This window comes from Streptacidiphilus fuscans (assembly GCF_015690355.1).
Classification (GTDB): domain Bacteria; phylum Actinomycetota; class Actinomycetes; order Streptomycetales; family Streptomycetaceae; genus Streptacidiphilus; species Streptacidiphilus fuscans.
Genome location: NZ_JADPRT010000012.1, coordinates 146959 through 168788, shown reverse-complemented (window position 1 = coordinate 168788; position 21830 = coordinate 146959). Strand labels below are relative to the sequence as shown.

21 protein-coding genes and 1 pseudogene are annotated in these 21830 nt (G+C 69.5%); 18 read left to right on the top strand and 4 right to left on the bottom strand.

Annotated features, from left to right (window positions below; translation table 11 throughout):
• The first annotated feature begins 396 nt into the window (after nucleotides 1-396).
• The 6 genes from I2501_RS26420 to I2501_RS26395 all read left to right on the top strand — a co-directional run bounded on the left by I2501_RS26420 (nucleotide 397) and on the right by I2501_RS26395 (nucleotide 5924).
• Nucleotides 397-1590, top strand: coding sequence for an RtcB family protein (locus I2501_RS26420; protein WP_196196731.1), 1194 nt, complete (start codon nucleotides 397-399; stop codon nucleotides 1588-1590).
• 390 nt (nucleotides 1591-1980) lie between these two features.
• On the top strand, nucleotides 1981-3159 hold the full coding sequence (locus I2501_RS26415; protein ID WP_196196730.1) for a sensor histidine kinase: 1179 nt from the start codon (nucleotides 1981-1983) through the stop codon (nucleotides 3157-3159).
• Complete coding sequence (locus tag I2501_RS26410; RefSeq protein ID WP_196196729.1) at nucleotides 3156-3557, top strand: roadblock/LC7 domain-containing protein; 402 nt, start codon at nucleotides 3156-3158, stop codon at nucleotides 3555-3557. The genes I2501_RS26415 and I2501_RS26410 overlap by 4 nt, the downstream gene beginning before the upstream one ends.
• The gene (locus I2501_RS26405; RefSeq protein WP_196196728.1) at nucleotides 3554-3931 is read left to right on the top strand and encodes a DUF742 domain-containing protein; all 378 of its coding nucleotides are present in this window, start codon (nucleotides 3554-3556) and stop codon (nucleotides 3929-3931) included. The genes I2501_RS26410 and I2501_RS26405 overlap by 4 nt, the downstream gene beginning before the upstream one ends.
• A gap of 46 nt (nucleotides 3932-3977) precedes the next feature.
• Nucleotides 3978-4553, top strand: coding sequence for a GTP-binding protein (locus I2501_RS26400; RefSeq protein ID WP_196196727.1), 576 nt, complete (start codon nucleotides 3978-3980; stop codon nucleotides 4551-4553).
• Nucleotides 4554-4568: 15 nt separating this feature from the next.
• Nucleotides 4569-5924, top strand: a complete 1356-nt coding sequence (locus tag I2501_RS26395; protein WP_196196726.1) for a cytochrome P450 — start codon at nucleotides 4569-4571, stop codon at nucleotides 5922-5924.
• An 81-nt stretch (nucleotides 5925-6005) separates the two neighbouring features.
• Here I2501_RS26395 and I2501_RS26390 read toward each other — a convergent pair whose 3' ends face one another.
• Nucleotides 6006-7376 carry a flavin-containing monooxygenase gene (locus I2501_RS26390; protein WP_196196725.1) on the bottom strand — a complete coding sequence of 457 codons (1371 nt, stop codon included), beginning with the start codon at nucleotides 7374-7376 and terminating at the stop codon, nucleotides 6006-6008.
• 490 nt (nucleotides 7377-7866) lie between these two features.
• Here I2501_RS26390 and I2501_RS26385 point away from each other — a divergent pair, with 490 nt between their 5' ends.
• The 7 genes from I2501_RS26385 (at nucleotide 7867) to I2501_RS26355 (ending at nucleotide 13786) form a co-directional block, all read left to right on the top strand.
• Nucleotides 7867-8682, top strand: a complete 816-nt coding sequence (locus I2501_RS26385) for an ATP-binding cassette domain-containing protein (protein WP_196196724.1) — start codon at nucleotides 7867-7869, stop codon at nucleotides 8680-8682.
• A complete protein-coding gene (locus tag I2501_RS26380; protein WP_328806644.1) occupies nucleotides 8679-9719 on the top strand; it encodes an ABC transporter permease in 1041 nt (346 codons plus the stop codon). Before I2501_RS26385 ends, I2501_RS26380 begins: the two co-directional genes overlap by 4 nt.
• 146 nt (nucleotides 9720-9865) lie before the next feature.
• Nucleotides 9866-10888, top strand: coding sequence for an ABC transporter substrate-binding protein (locus I2501_RS26375; protein ID WP_196196723.1), 1023 nt, complete (start codon nucleotides 9866-9868; stop codon nucleotides 10886-10888).
• Between the two features lie 68 nt (nucleotides 10889-10956).
• Nucleotides 10957-12036, top strand: a complete 1080-nt coding sequence (locus tag I2501_RS26370) for a LacI family DNA-binding transcriptional regulator (RefSeq protein WP_236047237.1) — start codon at nucleotides 10957-10959, stop codon at nucleotides 12034-12036.
• Between the two features lie 60 nt (nucleotides 12037-12096).
• Nucleotides 12097-12828, top strand: a complete 732-nt coding sequence (locus I2501_RS26365; RefSeq protein WP_196196722.1) for an alpha/beta hydrolase — start codon at nucleotides 12097-12099, stop codon at nucleotides 12826-12828.
• 44 nt (nucleotides 12829-12872) lie between these two features.
• Nucleotides 12873-13271 (top strand): nuclear transport factor 2 family protein, encoded by a 399-nt coding sequence (locus I2501_RS26360; protein WP_196196721.1) that lies wholly within the window; start codon nucleotides 12873-12875, stop codon nucleotides 13269-13271.
• 56 nt (nucleotides 13272-13327) lie between these two features.
• A complete protein-coding gene (locus I2501_RS26355; protein WP_196196720.1) occupies nucleotides 13328-13786 on the top strand; it encodes a PaaI family thioesterase in 459 nt (152 codons plus the stop codon).
• Nucleotides 13787-13856: 70 nt separating this feature from the next.
• On the opposite strand, the gene I2501_RS26350 is transcribed toward I2501_RS26355, so the two are convergent.
• Nucleotides 13857-14354: a hypothetical protein gene (locus I2501_RS26350; RefSeq protein ID WP_196196719.1), complete on the bottom strand. Its 498-nt coding sequence runs from the start codon at nucleotides 14352-14354 to the stop codon at nucleotides 13857-13859.
• Between the two features lie 171 nt (nucleotides 14355-14525).
• Here I2501_RS26350 and I2501_RS26345 point away from each other — a divergent pair, with 171 nt between their 5' ends.
• Nucleotides 14526-14903, top strand: a complete 378-nt coding sequence (locus tag I2501_RS26345) for a YrdB family protein (RefSeq protein ID WP_196196718.1) — start codon at nucleotides 14526-14528, stop codon at nucleotides 14901-14903.
• Nucleotides 14904-14942: 39 nt separating this feature from the next.
• Here the strand turns inward: I2501_RS26345 and I2501_RS26340 are convergent.
• Nucleotides 14943-15314: pseudogene (locus I2501_RS26340) on the bottom strand (AMP-binding enzyme); the annotation flags it as partial.
• Nucleotides 15315-15662: 348 nt separating this feature from the next.
• Here I2501_RS26340 and I2501_RS26335 point away from each other — a divergent pair.
• Nucleotides 15663-16277, top strand: coding sequence for a DUF433 domain-containing protein (locus I2501_RS26335; RefSeq protein ID WP_196196717.1), 615 nt, complete (start codon nucleotides 15663-15665; stop codon nucleotides 16275-16277).
• A complete protein-coding gene (locus I2501_RS26330) occupies nucleotides 16274-16693 on the top strand; it encodes a PIN-like domain-containing protein (RefSeq protein WP_196196716.1) in 420 nt (139 codons plus the stop codon). Before I2501_RS26335 ends, I2501_RS26330 begins: the two co-directional genes overlap by 4 nt.
• Nucleotides 16694-16845: 152 nt before the next feature.
• On the opposite strand, the gene I2501_RS26325 is transcribed toward I2501_RS26330, so the two are convergent.
• Complete coding sequence (locus I2501_RS26325; RefSeq protein WP_196196715.1) at nucleotides 16846-18615, bottom strand: AMP-binding protein; 1770 nt, start codon at nucleotides 18613-18615, stop codon at nucleotides 16846-16848.
• 380 nt (nucleotides 18616-18995) lie between these two features.
• Here I2501_RS26325 and I2501_RS26320 point away from each other — a divergent pair, with 380 nt between their 5' ends.
• The gene (locus tag I2501_RS26320) at nucleotides 18996-20399 is read left to right on the top strand and encodes a hypothetical protein (protein ID WP_196196714.1); all 1404 of its coding nucleotides are present in this window, start codon (nucleotides 18996-18998) and stop codon (nucleotides 20397-20399) included.
• A 46-nt stretch (nucleotides 20400-20445) separates the two neighbouring features.
• Complete coding sequence (locus I2501_RS26315) at nucleotides 20446-21807, top strand: hypothetical protein (RefSeq protein WP_196196713.1); 1362 nt, start codon at nucleotides 20446-20448, stop codon at nucleotides 21805-21807.
• Nucleotides 21808-21830: the final 23 nt, after the last annotated feature.

The following is a 21830-nucleotide window of genomic DNA, read 5'->3' as shown; positions in this document are numbered from 1 at the left end:
AACCGTCCCCGCGGAGTGCGGCACACGACGGCCCCCGCACACCACCTCGGTGGTGTGCGGGGGCCGTTGTGCGTCCCGCGGTGCTTTCCGGAACGCCGTTAATTCGTTGCGGACCAGGACCGGATCATGGGTTGATAGGCGCAGCGACCGGACGTGACAGGCCGGTCCCCGAGGTGGTGAGAGGAGGCAGTCCCGATGCGGGTCGAGTTGCGACGCAGGCGCCACATCAGCGCCGCCGCCTCCCTGTGGCGACGCCCCTCCACCGCCTGCGGCTTCCCGGGCTGACACGCCCGGATCCACGGCACCGCCCGTCCCGACCGCGCCCCCGTACCGGGCCGTTCGGGAACGGGCCCTGCCGTCCTCAGACTTGTAGCCTGTTCCCAGGAGAACACTTCCATGTCGTACACCGAGTACCCGGGCATCAACGTGCCCATCCGCATGTGGACCGACCCCGCGACGGTCGAGGGTCAGGCGCTGCAGCAGCTGCGCAACATCTCCTCGCTGCCGTGGATCCACGGTCTCGCGGTCATGCCCGACGTCCATCTGGGCAAGGGCGCCACGGTCGGTTCCGTGATCGCCATGAAGGGCGCCGTCTGCCCCGCCGCGGTCGGCGTCGACATCGGCTGCGGGATGAGCGCGGTGAAGACCACGCTCACCGCCCGCGACCTGCCCGACGACCTGTCCCGGCTGCGTTCGCGCATCGAGCGGGTCATCCCGGTCGGCCGTGGCCTGCACTCGGACCCGGTCGACCCGACCCGGATCCACGGTTTCGCCTCGGGCGGCTGGGACGAGTTCTGGTCCCGGTTCGACGAGTTGACCCCGGCGGTCAAGGCGCGGCGTGAGCGTGCGCTGCAGCAGATGGGGTCGCTCGGCTCGGGCAACCACTTCGTCGAGGTGTGCCTGGACACGTCCGGTGCGGTGTGGCTGATGCTGCACTCCGGTTCGCGCAACATCGGCAAGGAGCTCGCCGAGCACCACATGGACGTCGCCCGCTCGCTCCCGCACAACCAGGGCCTGGTCGACCGCGACCTGGCGGTCTTCATCGCGGCCACGCCGCAGATGGAGGCCTACCGGTCCGACCTGTTCTGGGCGCAGGAGTACGCGAAGCGCAACCGTGCGGTGATGATGGCGCTCTTCCAGGACGTCGTCCGGCGCGAGTTCCCCAAGGCCAAGGTCGGCTTCGACGACGTGATCAGCTGCCACCACAACTACGTGGCGGAGGAGCGCTACGACGGCGAGGACCTGCTGGTCACCCGTAAGGGCGCGATCCGCGCGGGCGCGGGGGACCACGGCATCATCCCGGGCTCGATGGGCACCGGCTCCTACATCGTGCGCGGCCTGGGGAACGCGGATGCGTTCAACTCGGCCTCGCACGGCGCGGGTCGGAAGATGTCGCGCTCGGCGGCGAAGCGCAAGTTCGGCGTCCGCGACCTGGAGGAGCAGACCCGGGGCGTGGAGTGCCGTAAGGACTCCGGCGTCGTCGACGAGATCCCGGGCGCGTACAAGCCGATCGAGAAGGTCATGGCCCAGCAGACCGACCTCGTCGAGGTGGTGGCCGAGTTGAAGCAGGTCGTCTGCGTCAAGGGCTGAGGCGTCAAGGGCTGAAGCCAGGCGTCGGAGCCAGGCGTTGACGTCGTGCGGCCCCGGTTCGTCCGTCGCGGGGGGACGGATGAACCGGGGCCGCACGTGTGTCCGTGTAGCTGTTCGCGGACGTGTTCGCACAGGCGTGCACGACCGTACGGCGTGACTTCTCTGGACAAGTGCGGTCCGAACACACTTGTACAGAGTCGTCGTCCGGGCCCATCGGACCGTCAATTACGGTTGTGTGAACGCAATGAGACGAATGCTCATGGGCGCGGGCGGTTCGTCGGGTGCATGCCGAGCCGATGATACGATCACCACGCTTTGCGGAGCGGACGGGTCCACCCTGCCGGTGCGGGGGATTCGGCAGCCGGCCGTCAGTTGCCTGAAGAGAGTCTTATGACGGATTACTTGGAGAACCCGGTGCTCTGGGCTCTCGTCGTCGCCCTGCTCGTCGCGATCGTGCTGGTCGTCCGCCAACGGGCGTCGTCCGACGCGCTGCGGCAGCAGATCGACGGGCTCAGAGAGCACTACTCCGATCTGGAGCACCACTACGCGCAGTCCGTCGCCGCGGCCCAGGAGCAGGCCGAGGAAGCGACGAAGACCGTACTCAAGTCCGCCATGCGGACCCTGCAGGGCCTCGCCGCCGAGCAGCAGTTGATCCTCTCCCGGCTGCAGAGCAAGTACGGCGAGTCGGTGATCCTCCAGGACATGATGGAGATCGACCACACCAACTCCCAGTTCGCCCGGCGCGCGCAGTCCATCGCGGTGCTCTGCGACGGCTGGTTGGGCCGTCACCGGGACGTGGCCTCGGTCTACGACGTGGTCCGCAGCGCCCAGGGCCGGGTGCGCCACTTCCGCCGGGTGGAGATCCTCTCCCAGGTGGACTTCGGCGTCTCCAGCCGGGCCGTCGAGCCGGTGGCGCTCGCCCTGGCCGAGCTGCTCGACAACTCGACCAGCTACTCCAGCCCGGACACCGTCGTCGAGATCAACATCCGTACCGTGCCCAAGGGCGTGGTCATCGTCGTGGACGACGCGGGCGTCGGCATGAACGACGAGGAGCGGGCGCGAGCCGACCGGCTGCTCAACACCGATCGCGTCTCCGGCGTCGCGGGTCTCGGCAACCCGCCGCAGTTCGGCCTGGCGGTCATCGGAGTGCTCTGCGAGCGCTTCGGCTTCGAGGTGTCGGTCGACTCCTCGTCCCCCTACGGAGGCGTGCGGGCGGTGGTCCTGCTGCCGCACGAACTGCTGACCAGCATGCCCGAGAAGAAGACTCCCGCCGCCCCGGCCGCGCCCGCCGCGGCCCCGGTCCCGCCGCCCGCCATGCTCCCCGAGCCCGGCCTTCCGGTCGGCGCGACCTCCGACGGCCTGCCGATGCGTCGGCGCAAGCGGCCGATGGCGATCGTGCCGACCGGCGAGCAGGGCCCGGTTGCCGCGCCGCGTTCCGGTGCACAGACCGCCGCGATCATGGGCGCCTTCCAGCGGGGCACCCGGTCGGGCCGGGCGGTGCCGTCGGACGGCACGGACCAGACGAGCACCGTGCGTGGTGCAAGCAGTGAAGGGCATGACTTCTCGTGAACAACGATCTGTCTTGGATGCTCGACAGCGCCCTGGAGATTCCCGGGGCACTGCACGCGGTCCTCATCTCCGCCGACGGCCTGCTGATGGCCCGGACGCAGGACTTCGACAAGGACAACGCGGACCGGGTCGCCGCCGCCATGAGCGGTGTGCAGTCGCTCAGTCGCTCGCTCGGGTTCTTCTGCGAGGACTCCAGCCAGCAGTGGCGGCAGACCCTGGTCGAGTTCGACGGGGGCTGGGTGTTCCTGATCTCCGCAGGTGAGGGCGCGTACCTCGCGGTCTCCGCCACGCCGGACGTCGACATGCAGGACATCACCTTCCGCATGCAGCAACTCGTCGGCCAGCTGGGCAAGTTCCTCGCCGCTCCGCCGCGCGAGAACCTCGGGGCGCATTCATGAACCGTCCCGAGGAGTGGGAGCCGGAGTCCGCCGCCTTAGTGCGACCGTACGTCATCACCAAGGGACGCGGTCTGCCGGACGACGGCGAACTCTCGCTGATCACACTGGTCACGGCGGCTCCCGACCAGGGGCAGCGGCCCACCCGGCTCTCGCCGGAGGAGCTGCGACTCCTGGACCTCTGCTCCGCGGGCTACCTCTCGGTGGCCGAGATCGCGGGGCATACCCGGCTGCCCCTGGGCGTGGTCCGGATCGTGCTGGCCGCCCTGAAGGACGGTGGCTACGTGCTCACCCGTCCGCCGGTGGCCCGCGCCCGTCTTGCCGACAAGGAGCTCCTGGAGGAGGTGCTCAATGGCCTCCGAGCCAAGTTTGGATGAACGCCCGAGTCTGAGTGGACGCCAGAGCCTGGATGGACGCCAGAACTTGGGGGAGCGCGACTACGTCTCCGCCGGGGCCACCCAGACCGCGGTGAAGATCCTGGTCGTCGGCCACTTCGCGGTGGGCAAGACCACGTTCATCGGGTCGATCTCCGAGATCGAGCCGCTGTCCACCGAAGAGACGATGACCCGGGCGGCCGAGGCGATCGACGACCTCAAGGGAGTCCGGGGGAAGACGACCACCACGGTCGCCATGGACTTCGGCCGACTCACCATCAGCGAACGCGTGGTGCTCTACCTCTTCGGCACGCCGGGCCAGATGCGGTTCGTGCAGATGTGGGAGGACATGGCCCGCGGCGCCCTCGGCGCGCTGGTCCTGGTCGACCCGGAGCGGCTCGCCGACTCGTTCGCCGTGATCGACCTGATCGAGCAGTACGGCCTCGACTACGCGATCGCCGTCAACCACTTCGACGGCAATCCGGAACGCGCCGAAGCCTCGCTGCGGGAGGCGTTGGACCTCCTCGACGACACCCCCGTCGTCACCTGCGACGCGCGCGACGAGAAGTCGTCGGCCGCCGCACTGACCACCCTCGTCAGCTATTTGCTGGCCCGTGCGGGCTAGGAGCCACCCGTGGACATGGACGTTCGCTCTTCGACCCCGGTTCCCCCGCCGGGGTGCCCGGCGCACGCCGTAGGCGGCCGAGTGCCGCTGTACGGCGCGGAGTTCGCGGCCGACCCGCAGGCCTACTACGCCTACCTGCGCCACTACGGGCCGACCGCGCCGGTCGAGCTCGCCCCGGGTGTCGACGCCACGCTGGTCACCGACTACCAGGCGGCGCTGCGGCTGCTGCAGGATTCGGCGTCCTTCCGCAAGGACTCGCGCCACTGGCGGGAGCTGAACGAGGGCATCGTCCCCGCGGACAGCCCGGTCCTGCCGCTGCTCGCGTACCGGCCCAACTGCATGTTCACGGACGGCGCGGAGCACCTGAGGCTCCGTCAGGCCGTGACGGACAGCATGGCCCGGGTCGACCAGCGACGCGTCACCCGGATCACCGAGCAGGCCTCCAACTACCTCATCTCCCAGTTCGGGACCCGGGGTTCGGCCGACCTGCTCGGTGACTACGCCAAGCAGCTGCCGCTCTTCGTCTTCAACGAGCTCTTCGGCTGCCCCGCCGACATCGGCGACCGCGTGATGTTCGGCATCACCGGCATCTTCGACGGCATCAACGCCGAGCAGGCGGCCGGCGTGCTCTTCGGCGCGGTCGGCGAGCTGGTCGCGCTCAAGCGCAGCCGTCCCGGCGACGACGTCGCCTCCTGGCTGATGCAGCATCATGCCCGGCTGAACGACGAGGAGATGCTGCACCAGCTGGCGCTGCTGCTGGGCGCGGGCGTGGAGCCGCTGCGCAACCTCATCGGCAACGTGCTGCACCGGGTGCTCACCGACGACGGGTACGCGCACAAGGGCGGACTGATCGACGACGCGCTCGACGACACGCTGTGGGAGAACCCGCCCATGGCGAACTTCGCGGCGCACTACCCGGTCACCGACATGGAGTTCGGCGGTCAGTACGTGCGGGCCGGAGAGCTGATGCTGATCAGCATCGGCGCGGCCAACACCAGCCCGGACCTCGCCGCGGCGCGCGCGGCCAACAGCCGTGCCCACCTGGCCTGGAGCGCGGGCCCGCACGCCTGCCCGTCCAAGGAGCCGGCCCGTCAGATCACGGTGACCGCCGTCGAGAACCTGCTCAACCAGCTTCCCGACGTCGTGCTCTCCGTCCCCGAGCAGAGCCTGTCGTGGCGTCCGGGCAGCTTCAGCCGCGGGCTGAACTCCCTGCCCGCGCGGTTCACCCCGGCCCAGATCACGCAGCGGGCGGCCGGCGCGCAGACGCAGCGTCCGGACGCGTCGTCCCGGGTCCAGCCGAGCGCGGCCGCGGCCGGCAAGGGCGAGAAGGGCGGCCGTTGGAGCCAGTTCCTCGGCTGGCTCAAGGGATAGCTCAAGGGATAGACGCACAGCAGTCGGGCCCCCGCGGATCTGGTGATCCGCGGGGGCCGTTGCTTCGGGGCCTGGGCGTGCTCAGGCGTGCTGCAGTTCCGTGTGTCCGACCAGTTCGCCCAGCACCCGCAGCGCGTTCAGGTCGCTGACCGGACCGCTCGTGGTCGCGGCGCCGAGTTCGGCCAGGTACGGGCCGACGTCGACCTGGATCGAGCTGCCTTCGGTGAGCCCGTAGCGCCCCTCGATGCCGCCCAGGTACGCGTCGATCTCCTGGAGCATCTCCTCCGCCGGAGGGAGCTCGCGCTCGCCCTCGACGATCCCGGCGATCCACTCGACCTGCGCCTCCACGAGACGGGTGATCGAGCCCACCGGGCGGATCAGACCCACGAAGAACAGGCCGGGCGCCTCGGGCGAGACGATCCGGCGGTAGAGCCGGACCGGCCCCTCCGGGCTCAACGGGCAGTTCTCCGGCAGGAACGGGAAGTCCATGCGGAACCCGGTGCAGTAGACGACCGCGTCGGCCGTCACCGAGGTGCCGTCGGTGAAGACGACCCGGTCGCCGTCCAGCTGTGCGACGGCGGGCTTCGGCGTCACCGCGCCGTGCCGGATCCGGCTGAGGATCTCGTCCGAGATGGTGATGGCGGAGGAGAAGATCGGGTGGTCGGGCTCGGGCAGCCCGTAGTCGGACATCCGGCCGCGCGCCACCAGCAGCGACTGCTCGATGAAGTGGACCTGCTCGGGGAGGGACATGCCGGTGAACCACGGCGCGTCGGCGATGAGGTCCACGGGCGTGCCGAAGAGCTGCTTGGGCACGACATGCAGGCCGCGGCGCACGGAGAGCACGGTCTGCGCGGCGTGCCGGGAGAGGTCGGCGGCGATGTCCACCGCGGACGCGCCCAGGCCCACCACCACGACCCGCTTGCCGGCGAAGTCCTGGCCGTCCAGGTAGTCCATGGAGTGCAGGATCGTTCCTGCGAACGACTCGGCACCCGGCGGCAGTGGGTTCGGCAGCGCGGGCAGCGAGTGGTGTCCGGAGGCGACGACCACATGGTCGAAGCTCCGCCGGGTTTCCGCCCCCTCGGCGTTCCGAGTCGTCACCGTCCAGCCGCCGTCAGGCTCCTGCTCGACGGCGAGCACCTCGGTGCGCAGCTCGACATGGGGCGTCAGACCCGCCCAGTCAGCGAACGACCGCAGGTAGGCGGCGATGTCGTGGTGCCCGGGATAGTGCGGCAGCTCGTCCGGCATCGGGTACTCGGCAAAGCCGGTCAACTGCTTGGCGGTGTTGAGGTGGAGCGCCTGGTACCCCGGACCCGGCTCACCGGCCCCCGGCATCCGCCAGATCCCGCCGACGTCCGGCGCCTTCTCCAGACAGACGAAGTCGATCCCCCTCCGCCTGAGCGCGTGTGCGGTTGCCAGTCCTGACAGACCCGCACCTATCACGCACACGCTCAACGTTCCTCCCCTGCGGCATGGACCCGCCCATGCCAGACGTTGCGGATCTCGGACCCATTCTGACTGCCCAGCCCATCTTCTCCTCACACCCTTCACACGAGGTGGCAGGGGGCACTGCGTTCACGGAACATTGAGAAACAGCACGTCGACGGCCATGACGTGTCCCGCATCACAGGGGAGGCGATTCCGGCCAGGGGTCCGGAAAGGGTCCGTTGCGAATGCGCGCCTTCACGGGATCGCTACCAAAACTCCGTGCTGTCGAGCCGGCTCGGGTGGGCCGTCCGACTGTTTCCGCAGCAGGTCTTGACGACATGTCAGGGACAGATCCACACTCGCACAGTCGCTGTGAACGTTACCAAGCGCCATCGATGATCACCGATCAGTGATCACCAGCCAGTGATCGCCGATCGCCGATCGCCGATCGCCGATCGCCGATCACTGATCAGCAACCGAAACAGGCTCGACAACCCCGCCACCCGGGAGGTCAGTCATGACGGAAGCCGTGCCGCTGCTCCAGGCGCGCGGTGTGACCAAGCGTTTCGGCCAGGTGCAGGCCCTGGACGGAGCGGACTTCACCGCGTACGCGGGTGAGGTCGTCGCCCTGATCGGCGACAACGGCGCCGGCAAGAGCAGCCTGGTGAAGACGCTGTCCGGCGCGATGCGCCCGGACGGCGGGTCGATCCAGGTCGACGGCCGGGAGGTGCAGCTCCACTCGCCCCAGGACGCGCGTCGGGTCGGCATCGAGACGGTCTATCAGGACCTCGCCCTCGCACCGGACCTGGACGCGGCGGTCAACCTGCATCTCGGCCGGGAGTTGCGACGCGGCGGCCTGCTCGGTCGGCTCGGCGTGCTCGACCGGGCGGCGATGCGGCGGGCGGCCGTGACGGCCTTCGCCGAACTGGGCGTGGAGCTGCCGGACGTGTCCGTGCCCGTCGCCACGCTCTCCGGAGGCCAGCGGCAGTCCGTCGCGGTGGCACGGGCGGTGGCCTTCGCGCACCGGATCATCTTCATGGACGAGCCGACGGCCGCCCTCGGCGTGGTGCAGCGCGGGCGCGTGCTGGACACCATCCGCCGGGTCAGGGACCGGGGCATCACCGTCGTGCTGATCAGCCACAACATGCCGGAGGTGCTGAGCGTCTCCGACCGGATCGAGGTGCTCCGCCTCGGCCGGCGCGTCGCGCGGTTCGACGCCGCGCGCACGTCGGTGGAGGAACTCGTCGGCGCGATGACCGGCGCGTTGGAGGTTAGGCCGGAGTCCCCGGAGGCGGAGACACCGGGGGAGACGGGGACGGGGGACGGATCGTGAACCTCTGGCTGCAACTGCTGCGGCTGCGGAAGCCGTTGACGACGGTGGCGCGCAGGACCGGTCTGTCCCGGCTGGGGGCCTTCAACGAGACCTGGACCTTCCTGATCCTGGCCGTCCTGGTCGTCTACTTCACCCTGGCTGCGCCCGGCAAGTTCCTCACCACCTACGACCTCACCCAGATCGCCACCAACGCCGCCATCTACCTCGTGCTCGGCGTCGGCATGACCTTCGTGATCATCACCGCGGGCATCGACCTCTCCGTCGGCTCGATACTCGTGCTCTCCGCCGTCCTCTCCGCCGAGTACACCGTCCACCACGGCGGTGCCGGGTCGGGTTGGGGCGCCGTCCTGGTCAGTTCGCTGATCGCGCTGGTGACCGGGTTGCTGTGGGGAGCGCTCCAGGGCTGGCTGGTGGCCAAGGCGAAGGTGCCGCCGCTGATCGTCACGCTCGGCGGGTTCGGCGCGGCGCTCGGCATCGCCGAGATCGTCACCAAGGGCGAGGACCCGACCGGCGCGGTCTCGTCCAAGTTGCAGGAGTCGATCGGCTTCGGCAAGCTCTTCGGGCAGATCCCCTGGCTGGTCGTGATCGCCTTCGTCATGACGGTGGTCTTCGCCCTGGTGCTCGCCCGGACCCGGTTCGGACTGCACACCTACGCCATCGGCTCGAACCCCGAGGCGGCCCGCCGGGCGGGCGTCGCCGTCGACCGGCAGCTGATCACGGTCTACGCCCTCACCGGCCTGCTCTGCGGTCTGGGCGCGGTGATGTGGCTGGCCTACTTCGGCACCACCAGCATCGCGGGGCATGCGACCGACAACCTGACCGTGATCACCGCGGTCGTGCTGGGCGGCGCCAGCCTCATCGGCGGGCGTGGGTCCGTGCTGGGCACGGTGATCGGTGTCTTCATCCCGGCGGTGCTCAGCACCGGGCTGATCATCATCGGGGTGCAGCAGTACTGGCAGGACGTCACCATCGGCGCGGTGCTGGTCCTGGCCGTCTACCTGGACCAACTGCGCCGCCGCCGACGCGAACACGCCTGATCGGTCGATCGATCGACCGGTCGATCACTCAGTCACTCGTCAACTCACTCATCGACTCCCTCGTCAACTCACTCATCGACTCATTCAACTCGCCACCCAGCCACCGACACCGGCCAGTGAGAGAGCAACGCCCACGGGAGGATCCCATGCGCAGACCGTCCGCGAAACTGATCGGCTGTGGTGCCGTGCTGGCCCTGGTCACCGCGACCGCCGCCTGCAGCAGCGGCTCCGGCTCCTCCGGCTCGTCGTCCGGCGGGAGTTCGGGCGGCACCGGGGCCAACTCCGGTGCGGGAAAGACCATGGAGCTGATCACCGGGGTCAAGAGCGACCCCTTCTACATCACCATGTCCTGCGCCGCGCAGCAGGAGGCGACCAGGCTCGGCGTGAAGCTGACCGTGGACGGATCCGCCCAGTGGGACGTCTCGGTCCAGCGGCCGATCCTGGACTCCGTCGCCGCGACCCACCCCGACGGCCTGCTGATCTCGCCGGTCGACAGCACCGCGCTGACCCCGTCCCTCCAGCAGATCCAGGGCTCGGGCACCAAGGTGGTGCTGGTCGACACCTCGGTGACCGACCCGACCGTCGGGGTCTCCCGGATCTCCTCCGACAACGAGGCGGGCGGGCGCCAGGCCGCTGACGCGCTGGCCCAGTTGATGGGCGACAAGGGCTCGGCGATCGTGATCAGCGTCAAGCCCGGCGTCTCCACCACCGACGCCCGGATCAAGGGCTTCACCGAGGAGATGCAGGCCAAGCACCCGCAGATCACGCTGCTTCCGGTGCTCTACGACAACGACCTGCCGGCCACGGCGGCCTCGCAGATCCAGTCGACGCTCGCGGCCCACCCCGACCTCGGCGGCGTCTTCGCCGGGAACACCAACACCGCACAGGGCATCTCCACCGGGCTCCAGGCCGCGGGCAAGCAGGGGAAGGTTAAGGTCGCCGCGTTCGACGCGGAGCCGGACGAGGTGACCGCGCTGAAGAACGGCACGCTCGACGTGCTCGTCGCGCAGAACCCGGCGCAGATCGGCACCCAGGGCGTCGACCAGGCGCTCGCGGCGATCCAAGGAAAGCCGGTCCAGTCGTCGATCGCCACGACCATGGTGGCGATCACCCGGTCCACCATGAACGATCCTTCGGTCAGCAAGTACTTCTACAAGTCGGCGTGCTGATGCTCCCGGGATGTCGTCGGCCCTGAAGGAGCTGAAGGAGCTGAAGCAGCTGGAGGAGAGGGACGTCCATGGCGCAGGGACCCGGGCGGCGCCCGACGATGCGGGACGTCGCCCGGGAGGCGGGGGTCAGCCCGATGACCGTCTCCCGGGTCCTCTCCGGCGAACCTGGCGTCTCGGCCGAGAAGGCGGCGAGCGTGGAGCGGGCGGTGCGGCGGCTCGGCTACCGGCGCAACGACCTCGCCCGGATGCTGCGCCGCAAGGGCGCGGGCAGCCGCACCATCGGCCTGGTCGTCGACGATCTGGCCAACCCCTTCTACGCCTTGATGGCCCGTTCGGTCGAGGACGCCGCCTACCGGCAGGGCTACGTGGTGCTGGTCGGCAGCACCAACGACGACCGGAGGCGGGAGCGCGAGGTGATCGCCGCGTTCTGCTCCCGCCAGGTGGACGGCCTGATCCTGGTGCCCACCTGCGGCAGCCACGGCTTCCTCCGGCCCTGGACCGAGACCGGCACCCGGGTGGTCTGCCTCGACCGCCCCGCGCGCGGGCTCGACGTGGACACCGTGACGGTGGACAACCGCGCGGCGGCTCGCGGCGCGGTGGACCACCTGCTCGACCACGGCCACCGTCGGATCGCCTACCTCGGCGACCGCCTGGACATCTGGACCCAGCGGGAGCGCCATCTCGGCTACCGCGAGGCCCTGGCCGCACGCGGCGTCGAGGCCGTCCCCGGGCTCCTCTGCCACGGCCTGCGCTCCCGTGCGGAGGCGGCGTCGGCGGTGGCCGCGATGCTCGCGTCGGACAGTCCACCGACGGCGTTGTTCGCCACCAACGGCCTGATCAGCGCGGGCGCGTTGGACGCGGTCCGCGCGGGCGGCGGCGGTGGCGGGAGTGATAGGAGCGATGGGGGAGGCGCCACCGCGCTGGGGGAGGGCGACGATCCCGCGATCGTCGGTTTCGACGACCTTCCGTTTGCCGATCGCCTCGATCAACCGCTCACTGTGGTCAACCAGGACCCCGCCGCGATGGGCGGCACGGGCGCGGCCCTCCTCTTCGCCCGCATCGAGGGCGACCGTTCCGCACCGCGCTCGGTTGTCCTGCTCACCCGCCTCATCCCCCGCGGCTCCGGCGAACGTCCGCCGCTGGCGTGATCAGTCGTTAGCATGCTGATCACCGCGCGCGAGCGAACGATCGAACGAAAGCAGCATGAGATGCCACCCGCACCGCACACCCTGGCGTACGGGCCCGGGGATCTCCTGCTCGACGTCCACCGACCCGAGGGCACACCCACCGGCACCGTTCTGCTCTGGCACGGACGCGGTGCCCAGGAGCGCGACGTGCTCGGTGCGTTGGCACAGCAGGCCGCCGCGCGGGGTCTGCTCGTCCTGGTCCCGGACTGGCAACCGGATGCGGAGGGCGCGGGCTGGTCGCAGCTGCGCGCGTCGGCGGCCTTCCTGCGGCAACGCGCGGGGGAGTGGGGCGGCGACCCCGAGCACGCGGTGCTGGCCGGCTGGTCCCTCGGCGCCCGTGCCGCACTGGCGACCGTGCTGCGCCCGGCCGACTCCTGGGACGGCTGGCGTCCCGCCGCCGTCGTCGGCATCGCGGGCAACTACCTGACCTCCCACGACCCACGGATGGGCCCGCCCGCCACCGAGGAGTTGGCGACCACCGCGCAGCCGCCGCTGCCGGTGCACCTGGTGCACGGGAGTGCCGACACCCTCGTGGACGTCAGCAACTCCCGCGAGTTCCACACCGCATTGGCGCAGCACCACTGGCCGGTCGCCTACACCGAGACCGCGACCGACCACGCGGGCGTCGTGATGACCGAGTTCGCCCCGGAGCTGGGCCGCTGCCGCCGGGTCCACCACGGCCACGCGCTCGCCGGAGGCCTGGCCACCGCTGACGCCCTCGCCCAGGCGGCCGTGCAGGTGGCCGGTCGCTGACTTTCCCGCTGTTCGACGGGGGTCCCTCGTGTTAGCTTCGCGCCATGTCGAAGCCCGAGATTGACGCACTGACGGCCGAGTTCTTCGGTGCGTTCGACAACCGTGGTGGCAGGACCCCCGATGTGGAGCGGCTCCGCCGTCTGGTCATTCCGGAGGGCGTGATCGTCTGCACGAACCCGAAGTACGGTGCCTACACCCTCGAGGAGTTCATCGAGCCTCGGGAGAAGCTGCTCTCCGACGGCCGGTTGGTCGAGTTCTCCGAGTGGGAGACCTCGGAGCGGACCGAGATCGTCGATGACCTGGCCACGCGTTTCTGCCGGTACCGCAAGTCCGGGCTGCTCGACGGGGAGCCCTACGGGGGCGACGGGACCAAGACCCTCCAGTTCGTCCGCACGCCCGAAGGGTGGCGGATCGCCTCGGCGGTCTGGTTCGACGAGCCCTGATCCGGCGAACGCCTGGTGTTCTTTCAACAAGGCTGTGTTGCAGGCATGCTGATGCCATGTCGATCACGCCGCAGTCGTCGGGACATCAGCCGTCCGTGCCCCTCACCCCTGACCTCGCCGAGAAGCTGCTCGCCGACAACTTCGCGCCCTGGGTGCTGGATCTGGGCCTGCGGGTGGAGAGCATCGGCGGGCGCGAGGCGGTGCTGCGGTTGCCGTGGTCGGACCGGCTCGCGCGCGAGGGCGGTGGGATGTCGGGGCAGGCGTTGATGGCCGCCGCCGACACCGCGACGGTCGTCGCCGTCGCGGCGGCGCGCGGGGGCTTCGTGCCGATGACGACCGTGCAGTTGTCGACGTCGTTCCAGCGCGCGGTGGTCGGCGCGGACGTGCTGGTGCACGCCCGGATCACCAAGCTCGGCCGCTCCCTTGCCTTCGCGGACATCGTGATGACCGCCGACGGCGCCGCCGCGGACAGTCCGGCCGCCCAGGCCACCGCCGTCTACGCGCTGCTCGGCTGAACGCCCCTACGCCCCTGGACCCCTACGCCCCTGCACCCCTGTCTCTCGGGCGAGTTCCTCACACCGCGCGTCACTTCTTCTCGTCCGGACCCTGGCGGCGGACCTCCTGGACGTGGCGCAGCGCGTCGCGCAGGTCCGTCAGCCACGTGTCGGCGTTCTCGCCTACCTGGCGGACGCACCAGGCCAGCGCCTCGCTGCGGCTGCGCGCGACGCCGCCGGCCACCAGCGTGTCCAGCACCTGCCGCTCCGGCTGCCGCAGCCGGGTCATCGCGGGGACGGCGAGGTGGGTGAACATCACCCGTCGGCCCTCGTGCTGCACGCCCCAGGACACCTTCTTGTCGAAGCGCTCCTCCGCCGCGCGGGCCACCCGCATCCGCTCGCCGCGCGTGCGCTCGCGGTAGTCGCTGATCGGGTCCTCGACAGCATCGTCCCCGGCCGGGATCGGGCCGACGACCGTGATCTCCTCACGGTCGACCACCACGACCGGCGTCTCCTCGAACAGTCCCTCGGGCAGATGGGTCGCGAACCACTCCGCGACCGACTCCCCGGTCTTGCCGAAGCCAGTCATGATTCCAGGATTACACCATTACACGCTTACGGAAAGCCTTGCTGGATGCAGTTGTCCGCTTGAACGAGCCCATTGACGGCGAGCCCATGGAACGCGCACACTGTTCCCATTAGAGAGCAGTGCTCTCAAAAGCGAGCGAAGGCCGCATTTCCGTCCCGTGAGGAGCGCGTGATGATTCCCAAGCCTGTGCAGCGGGCCAACTGGGCACTGGCCTTCCTGCTTGAGTTGGTCGCCCTCGGCGCCCTGCTCTGGTGGGGTTTCCACACCGGTTCCGGACTGGCGCTGCACCTGCTGCTCGGGCTCGGGACGCCGGTGCTGACCGCCGTGCTCTGGGGAACGTTCCTGGCGCCGCGGGCGACCCGCCCACTGCCGGTGCCGCTGGCGATCACGGCCAAACTCGCGGTCTTCCTGGTCGCGGCCGTCGCGGCCTACGCGGTCGGGGCGCACGCCTTCGCCGTCGGCTTCGCTGTCGTGGCCGTACTCAACACCGCGCTTCTCGTCGTCGACCGTGAGGCGATGGAGATCCAGGCCGGCGGCACGCGCGGCTGAGTCGGTGCAGCCGCGCGTCCGCGCGTGGGGTGCGGCGGTTCAGTCCTTGAAGTCCTCCTCCCAGAACTCCAGTTCGCCACGGATCGGGGCCTCCGGGCCACCGTGCAGGTCGGCCTCACGGCCACGCAGTTCGACGCGGCGGATCTTGCCCGAGACGGTCTTCGGCAGCTCGGCGAACTCCAGGCGGCGGACCCGCTTGTACGGCGCGAGCCGTTCCCGCGCGAAGGCGAGCACCGAGCCGGCCGTCTCCCGGTCCGCGGTCGCGCCCGGAACCAGCACGACGAACGCCTTGGGGACCGACAGTCGCACCGGGTCCGGTGACGGAACCACCGCCGCCTCGGCGACCAGGGGGTGCTCGATCAGCACGCTCTCCAGCTCGAACGGGGAGATCCGGTAGTCCGAGGACTTGAACGGACGTACAGGCCAAGGGTTCCTATCGTTCCGAATGGAGACATCCCTGTGAGCTGCGCAAATGCTGCTTATGGGGGCGGTCGTCTGGAGCGTCACGACGTCGCCGGATCGATCGCGCTGGCACGGCGGTGTGGCACAAGCCGCGCGCGGGTCCTGGCAGGCGCCTCGGGTGTGCATCCCTGCGCGTCCGGATGCGCCAAGCGTGTTCGCGTTTGGGCCGCCTGGGTGGCAGTGGGGCCGCTACAGTGCGGTGGTCCGGCTGCCCGTTTCGGGTAACAAACGGTGTGTGCCACTGTGGGACGCAGCGATGCGAAAGGCCGGACGAGAGCGCGGAAGGAGGTGTTGATCATGAGCTTTCCTGTCGACCTAGCCGCTGTCCTCAGCGGAGCCTCGGTGTCCCAGTTGCACAACTGGCGACGCACCGACCTGCTCCGCCCTGAAGCGAAGGACAATCCTGTCCTGTATTCGTTCCGGGACGTCGTCGCGTTGCGGGTCTTCGTCAAACTCCGCAGCGAGGTGCCCCTTCAACGCGTCCGCAAGGCCATGAACCGCCTCAAGGAGTGGGATCTGGCTGAGCATCCCTCCGCCTACCGACTCCTGACTGACGGTGACTCCATCTTTCTCGTTGAGGAAGATCGAGCAGTAGACCTGGTGCGCAAGCCCGGCCAGCGCGTCCTCCTCAGCCTTGAAGACGCCTTCGCCCCATTCGACAACCTTCAAGGACGTCACGTGGTCGACTTTCGTCGGCCCCGTCCGCGCCTGGAGGTCCGTGAGCAGCGCCTTGGCGGCTGGCCCACCGTCGCAGATACCCGCGTCCCCTACGACACCGTCGCCAAGCTTGTGAGCGGTGGGGTTGACCCTGCAGACGTGGCCCGGTTCTACCCCGCCGTAACGGAGCAGGCCGCCCGCGACGCGGCTGACTTCCATCAGGAAGTGGCACAGGTCCGGGGGCGCGCCGCGTGAGGTTCTTCCTGGACGAGAACGAAAGCCCAGCCATTCTCGAGCCACTCCGCGCCGTTTACTTCCAGCACGAGTTCCAGTCCGCCGAACAAGAGGGACTGCGGGGGACCCTCGACGTCGAGCTGATTCGAGAGGTCCACCAACGGGGTTTCGACGCCATCCTCACCCAGGACCGCAACCAACTGCGCAACCGGGACGAGCGACAGGCGTACATCGATACGGGCCTGCACTGGATCGGCCACGCAGTGCCCGACGCCTCGGGGCTGATCCTCATCGCGAGCACGGCAGCCGCCTACCTCGCTGCAATGCCGCACATCATCGAGGAGATCGAGCAGATCACGGACGCCCACGCCTTTCACGTCCGCAATCTGCCTGTTCAACTCGGCCAGCGCCTGACCGTGCGACTGCTCAAGGCATAGCGCCTCCCTACGCCGGCACACAACCTCCACTTACTTGGTGAGGCCGTCGTGCCGGAGTAGCCGTCAAGGCTCGGGGAGTGATTGCCGCGGAGGTCTCGTGAGGCGTGCCCCGGAATGGAGGGGTTCCCTCCATTCCGTCAGTCCGGTTGGGCCTAGGTGTCCTTCAAGCCGGGGAGGTCTTCCTCCCAGAATTCGCGGTCGCCTCGGGGCGTCGCTGAGTGCGGGCCATGGAGGTCGTGGAGCTTCTTTTCTTGGCCACGGAGTTCGATTCGGCGGATCTTGCCGGAGATGGTCTTGGGGAGGTCGGCGAACTCGATGCGGCGGATGCGCTTGTAGGGGGCGAGTCGCTGGCGGCAGAAGGTGAGGATGGAGCGGGCGGTCTCGGCGTCCGGTTCGTGCCCGGGAGTCAGGACGATGAACGCCTTGGGCACGGAGAGCCGCAGCGGATCGGGGGAGGGGACGACCGCTGCTTCAGCCACCGCCGGGTGCTCGATCAGCACGCTCTCCAACTCAAACGGTGACAGTCTGTAATCGCTGCTCTTGAATACATCGTCACTTCGACCGACGAAGAGGTAGTGGCCGTCGGCGTCGCGCTGGGCGACATCGCCCGTGTGGTACCGGTCGCCGGCCATGGACTCGGCGTGGCGCTGGGGGTCGTTCTGGTAGCCGTCCATGAGGCCGAGCGGTCGGCTTGCCAGCGGCAGGCAGAGCTCGCCATCGACTCCGTCCTCGGTGACCTCTGCACCGGTCACGACGTCCACGAGGACCACCTCGTAGCCGGGCAAGGGGTGACCCATGGAGCCGGGCTTGACCAGCTGGCCGGGCGCGTTGCCGATCTGTGCGGTGGTCTCGGTCTGGCCGTACCCATCGCGCAGCGCGACGCCCCAGGCCTGCTCGATCCGCTCCACCACCTCCGGGTTGAGCGGTTCCCCGGCCCCGACCAGCTCACGGAGCGGGGGCCGCCAGGCGGTCAGGTCTTCCAGCAGCAGCATCCGCCAGACCGTGGGCGGTGCGCAGAACGAGGTGACGCCGTGGTGGACCATGGCGTCCAGGAGCGGCTTGGCCGCGAAGCGGGGCTGGTTGACGATGATAATCTCCGCGCCCGCGTTCCAGGGAGCGAAGAAGTTGCTCCACGCGTGCTTGGCCCAGCCGGGGGAGGAGACGTTCAGGTGCACGTCGCCCGGCCGCAGGCCGATCCAGTACATCGTCGACAGGTGGCCGACCGGGTAGGAGCGGTGGTTGTGCTGGACCAGCTTCGGGCTGCTCGTGGTGCCGGAGGTGAAGTAAAGCAGCAGCGGGTCGTCCGCGCGGGTGGGGCCGTCCGGAGTGAAGTCGGCGGTGTGGTGGGCGGCGTCGGCGTAGTCGAGCCAGCCGGTGACGGGGGCGCCTACGGCGATCCGGGTCCAGTCGCCTGGCAGACCGGTGAAGCCGGGGGTGAGCGCGGACTCGGCGACTACGTGCCGGACACGGCCTCGTGCGAGCCGGTCGGCCAGGTCGTCGGGTGTCAGCAGGGTGCTGGCGGGGATGACCACGGCGCCGAGTTTGATCGCGGCGAGCATCACCTCCCACAGGGCGACCTGGTTGCCGAGCAGCAGCAGGATCCGGTCGCCGCGGGCCACCCCCTGGTCGCGCAGCCAGGCGGCGGTGCGGTCGGAGCGTTCCCGCAGTTCGGCGAACGTGAGTGCGGTCTCGGTCAGCAGGGTGCCGTTCGCATCCAGGTCGACCACGCGCAGCCCGACCGCGTTGTTGCCTTCCGACTCGACGTCGAACCAGTCCAGGGCCCAGTTGAAGTGCTCGCCCTGCGGGCGAGGGAAGGCATGGGCGGCCTGCAGATCGCCGCGGTACCTCAGCAGATGGTCCCGGGCGGCCCGGAAATCGCGGTACGCGGCAGATTCCTGTCGAGCGGTGGTGCCCGATGCCATGTTGTCGTCCCTTGGTTTCGGCTGCCCGATCGCATTCCGGCGGTCAGCAGTGAGTTCATCGGCACGCTGCCACCCCTGCTGAGTCCTGGTCAAGGAGCCACGGGCGCAGCGCTCCTTCCGCGGGGGCTGTCCGACGGTGACCTATGAGGGCTGAAGCGGAACGCACCAGACAAGACAGCGCATTCGCCGCCTGTCTGTCGGCGGTGTGGGTTAGGCTGCCAGCAGTCGCATGGTCCGGACTTCCGGGAGAACCTGGGGAACCAGCCGCGCCCAAGTCTTCATTTCCGTCCGGGGGAGCGTCAGTAGCGCGCCCACCAGCGGAGCTTCGTATACGTGGTGCGCGTGGTTTCCCGCGTGCCGACACTTCTTCGGAGTCCCGCATGCCCGCCGGCCTGGATCAGACGTACCTTTTCGACTTCCCGTGCGAGCACACCCCGGGCAAGAGCCGGGTGGTGGCCCTGATCGGCACCATGGACGCGCCCCGATGCCTGACGGCCGTCATGACCTGCAAGGATCAGGCGCTCGCGTACCGCGCTCAGCTGCTGCTGCGCCGCATCCTCGCGGCTCGCGATGGCTCGTGGGCCGGTGCGGACCTCGCCGAGCTGGCAGCTGCCCTTCCGGACGCCCCTGCGGGTTCGCTGCGCCAGGCCGCCGTTCATGCCGCGACCGGAACCTGGCCGCTCGCCTGCACCATTCATATGCCGGAGCCCGAGGAGGAAGACGAGGAGCCGGTCGAGGCGGCGTCGGGCGCGCGGACCGTGACGCGGGACGGCGCGCGGCTGAAGGATCTTCCGGGCATGGTCGTGCGTGTCGCGCATCTGCGGGAGTTCCACATCACGGACGAGGATGTGTTGTTGCGGGAGGCTCTGGGACGGGGCTGGGAGCCGATGCCCGCCTCGGAGCTGGACGAGGACGACCCGCGGGACTTGGTTGGTGCGGTGATGACCCTCGCCGAGGAGGGAGGCCAGATCGTCGGCGCGGACACGCTGGAAGACCAGTGCGAGGCGGGCCTGCTGCGTCCGCAGAACGGTGATGAGCTTGCCGTCTGGAGCGAGCGGCCGATCCGCACGCACTTCTCGTATGGTCTGCGTCTTGCCCGGCACCCGGTTGAGGCTGATGCGGCGTCCGAGCCGGCTGCGGCGCAGGAACCGGCTGCGGACCTGGCCGCCCTGTTCCCCCTCAAGGACTGCCAGTGTGGTGGCGAGGAGTGCGAGGACTGCGGCTGGCAGCTCACCCCGCGCACGGCCGATCTGCTGCTGACCGCGCTCAGCGTCCTCTCCGACCAGGCGTACGAAGAGTCCGAGGAACTGCGGGACATGCCGCTTACGGATCTCCACCGAGGCAACTGGGGAGTGTTCGAGCGCCTGCCCGAGCTCACTTTCGGTGCCGACCGGCGCTGGCGCCGTCGCATGGCCCGTGCCTTCGACGACCTGGCCGACGACCTGGAGGCGGGCCACTGGCCCGAACCGTCCTGCACGGCGGAGGAGATGGCCCTGCACCTGGCGATCGAGGACGCCCCGAGCTATCTGGACGACATCGAAGACCGGGATGACCATACGCGTCTTCGCGAGCACGGCGACGACTACGACTGGCACATGTGCTCGAGCCTGTTTTTCCAGGACCACGACGTCCTCATGCTCTTCGACTCCCGAACTGCCGGTATCGCGTACCCCGATGACGCGGCGAACCAGCGTCTGGGCGTCGGAGACCTCCGCCGTCAGGCATGGTTCGAGTCCTTCGGCAACACCCCGGTCCGCGACCCCGCACGCGGGTTCCGCCGCTGACCGGCGCGCCGCCACCAGACGAGCGACAGACGCGAAGGACTCCACCGTGCTCATCCGCCACCTGCACCGCCACAACGACGTCAACCTGGTCATGTCTGCCCTTGCCCGGGACCCGCAGCAACTCCCGGTCCTGATAGCCCTGGGAGCGGCCCTGCGTACCGACCTCGCTAAAGCCATGCGCGAGACCATCGCGACCAGGGCCTGGCAAGATGCCCGCCGAGTCTGCGCTGAGGCCGCACGGTACGGAGAGATGCAGTTTCACACCTTTTGGGAAATGGACCTGGAGAAGCGCCGCGACCGCGGCCCCAAGCGCGAGCACCTCGATGCGGCGCTGCTCACCCACCCGGAGACCCGCATAGCCCTGTACCGCGTGCTGGCTGCCGACAGTCCCCAGCACTGCCGCAGTGACAGCGGCGACCACGGCCGTGACGAGCACGTCGAGGACTACCAGCAGGCCCTGTACGGCTGGTACGCGGCCATCCGGCACGCGCATGGGGCCGTGGTCGCGGCGGCCCGCTGGTTCCTCAAGGAAACTGAAGATGCCCGCCGGCGTTATCCGTCCTTCGTCGACCTGCTCACCGACGGCCGCACCCGTGGTCACCGGAACAGCGTGGACAGCAGCGAAGCCAGCCACCAGGCGCTGCGCGAGCTGCTGCTGATGATGCACGCGTGGAGCCCGCACACCTTCGAGGCGATCGATGTGGCGTTCAAGAACGCCGACGGCGGGCAGGCCTTCCACGGCTGGGGAGCGGGCTTCGAGCCGGCCGGACGGCAGGAGGCCCAGGAAGCAGCTGAAGCCCTCGCCGTCGTCCTCACCCCGGCCGAGCGCACCGTCGTCCGTGGCCTGGTGGCGAACATCGAGACCCTGGACGAATGGGGCTACGACCGCAAGCTGGCCGGGCACGACGACCTGCCCTGCACCAGCGATAAACACCGCAGTCTCCGACACACGGACACCACCGACGAGCGCACAAACTGCGCCAAGGCCCGCGCCCGCGTCCACCACCAGGCGACCCAGCTCGACGACCCGACCGGTGACCGCTCCGACGCGGCCGCTCGACTGGCGTCCCTTCTCCTCGGCTCACGAATCGACCGCCTCAGCGCCGCGTTGCGCATCGCCGGGGACTGCGTCCCGGAAGCCGTTGCACGGCAGGCACCACAGATATGGCGGGACAACGCCGCCGATCTGTGCGCCGCTCGTGAAGCAACCGGCCTGGATGAAGAAGCGGCAGCTGCCTGCATTGGGGTCCAGCCCGCCAGCCTGAGACGATTCGAGCGCGCATCCGGGAAGCATCCCGGGGCGCCGGTTTCGCTGCGCTACCTCCAACTGCTCGCGCACGCCTGCGCCGACAGCGGCTACCCGGTGCCGGCCTGCATCTCGCCGTCCCTCGTAGCCGAGAAGGCATGACTGCTCAGGGTTGAACACCCGCC

What these genes read in the sequence shown, in the direction of transcription:
- I2501_RS26350 (WP_196196719.1), bottom strand. Translation starts at nt 14,354, where the DNA reads ATGACTGGCTTCGGCAAGACCGGGGAGTCGGTCGCGGAGTGGTTCGCG.
- I2501_RS26355 (WP_196196720.1), top strand. Translation starts at nt 13,328, where the DNA reads ATGTCGATCACGCCGCAGTCGTCGGGACATCAGCCGTCCGTGCCCCTC.
- I2501_RS26375 (WP_196196723.1), top strand. Translation starts at nt 9,866, where the DNA reads ATGCGCAGACCGTCCGCGAAACTGATCGGCTGTGGTGCCGTGCTGGCC.
- I2501_RS26385 (WP_196196724.1), top strand. Translation starts at nt 7,867, where the DNA reads ATGACGGAAGCCGTGCCGCTGCTCCAGGCGCGCGGTGTGACCAAGCGT.
- I2501_RS26405 (WP_196196728.1), top strand. Translation starts at nt 3,554, where the DNA reads ATGAACCGTCCCGAGGAGTGGGAGCCGGAGTCCGCCGCCTTAGTGCGA.
- I2501_RS26415 (WP_196196730.1), top strand. Translation starts at nt 1,981, where the DNA reads ATGACGGATTACTTGGAGAACCCGGTGCTCTGGGCTCTCGTCGTCGCC.
- I2501_RS26360 (WP_196196721.1), top strand. Translation starts at nt 12,873, where the DNA reads ATGTCGAAGCCCGAGATTGACGCACTGACGGCCGAGTTCTTCGGTGCG.
- I2501_RS26395 (WP_196196726.1), top strand. Translation starts at nt 4,569, where the DNA reads ATGGACGTTCGCTCTTCGACCCCGGTTCCCCCGCCGGGGTGCCCGGCG.
- I2501_RS26420 (WP_196196731.1), top strand. Translation starts at nt 397, where the DNA reads ATGTCGTACACCGAGTACCCGGGCATCAACGTGCCCATCCGCATGTGG.
- I2501_RS26335 (WP_196196717.1), top strand. Translation starts at nt 15,663, where the DNA reads ATGAGCTTTCCTGTCGACCTAGCCGCTGTCCTCAGCGGAGCCTCGGTG.
- I2501_RS26345 (WP_196196718.1), top strand. Translation starts at nt 14,526, where the DNA reads ATGATTCCCAAGCCTGTGCAGCGGGCCAACTGGGCACTGGCCTTCCTG.
- I2501_RS26370 (WP_236047237.1), top strand. Translation starts at nt 10,957, where the DNA reads ATGGCGCAGGGACCCGGGCGGCGCCCGACGATGCGGGACGTCGCCCGG.
- I2501_RS26320 (WP_196196714.1), top strand. Translation starts at nt 18,996, where the DNA reads ATGCCCGCCGGCCTGGATCAGACGTACCTTTTCGACTTCCCGTGCGAG.
- I2501_RS26325 (WP_196196715.1), bottom strand. Translation starts at nt 18,615, where the DNA reads ATGGCATCGGGCACCACCGCTCGACAGGAATCTGCCGCGTACCGCGAT.
- I2501_RS26365 (WP_196196722.1), top strand. Translation starts at nt 12,097, where the DNA reads ATGCCACCCGCACCGCACACCCTGGCGTACGGGCCCGGGGATCTCCTG.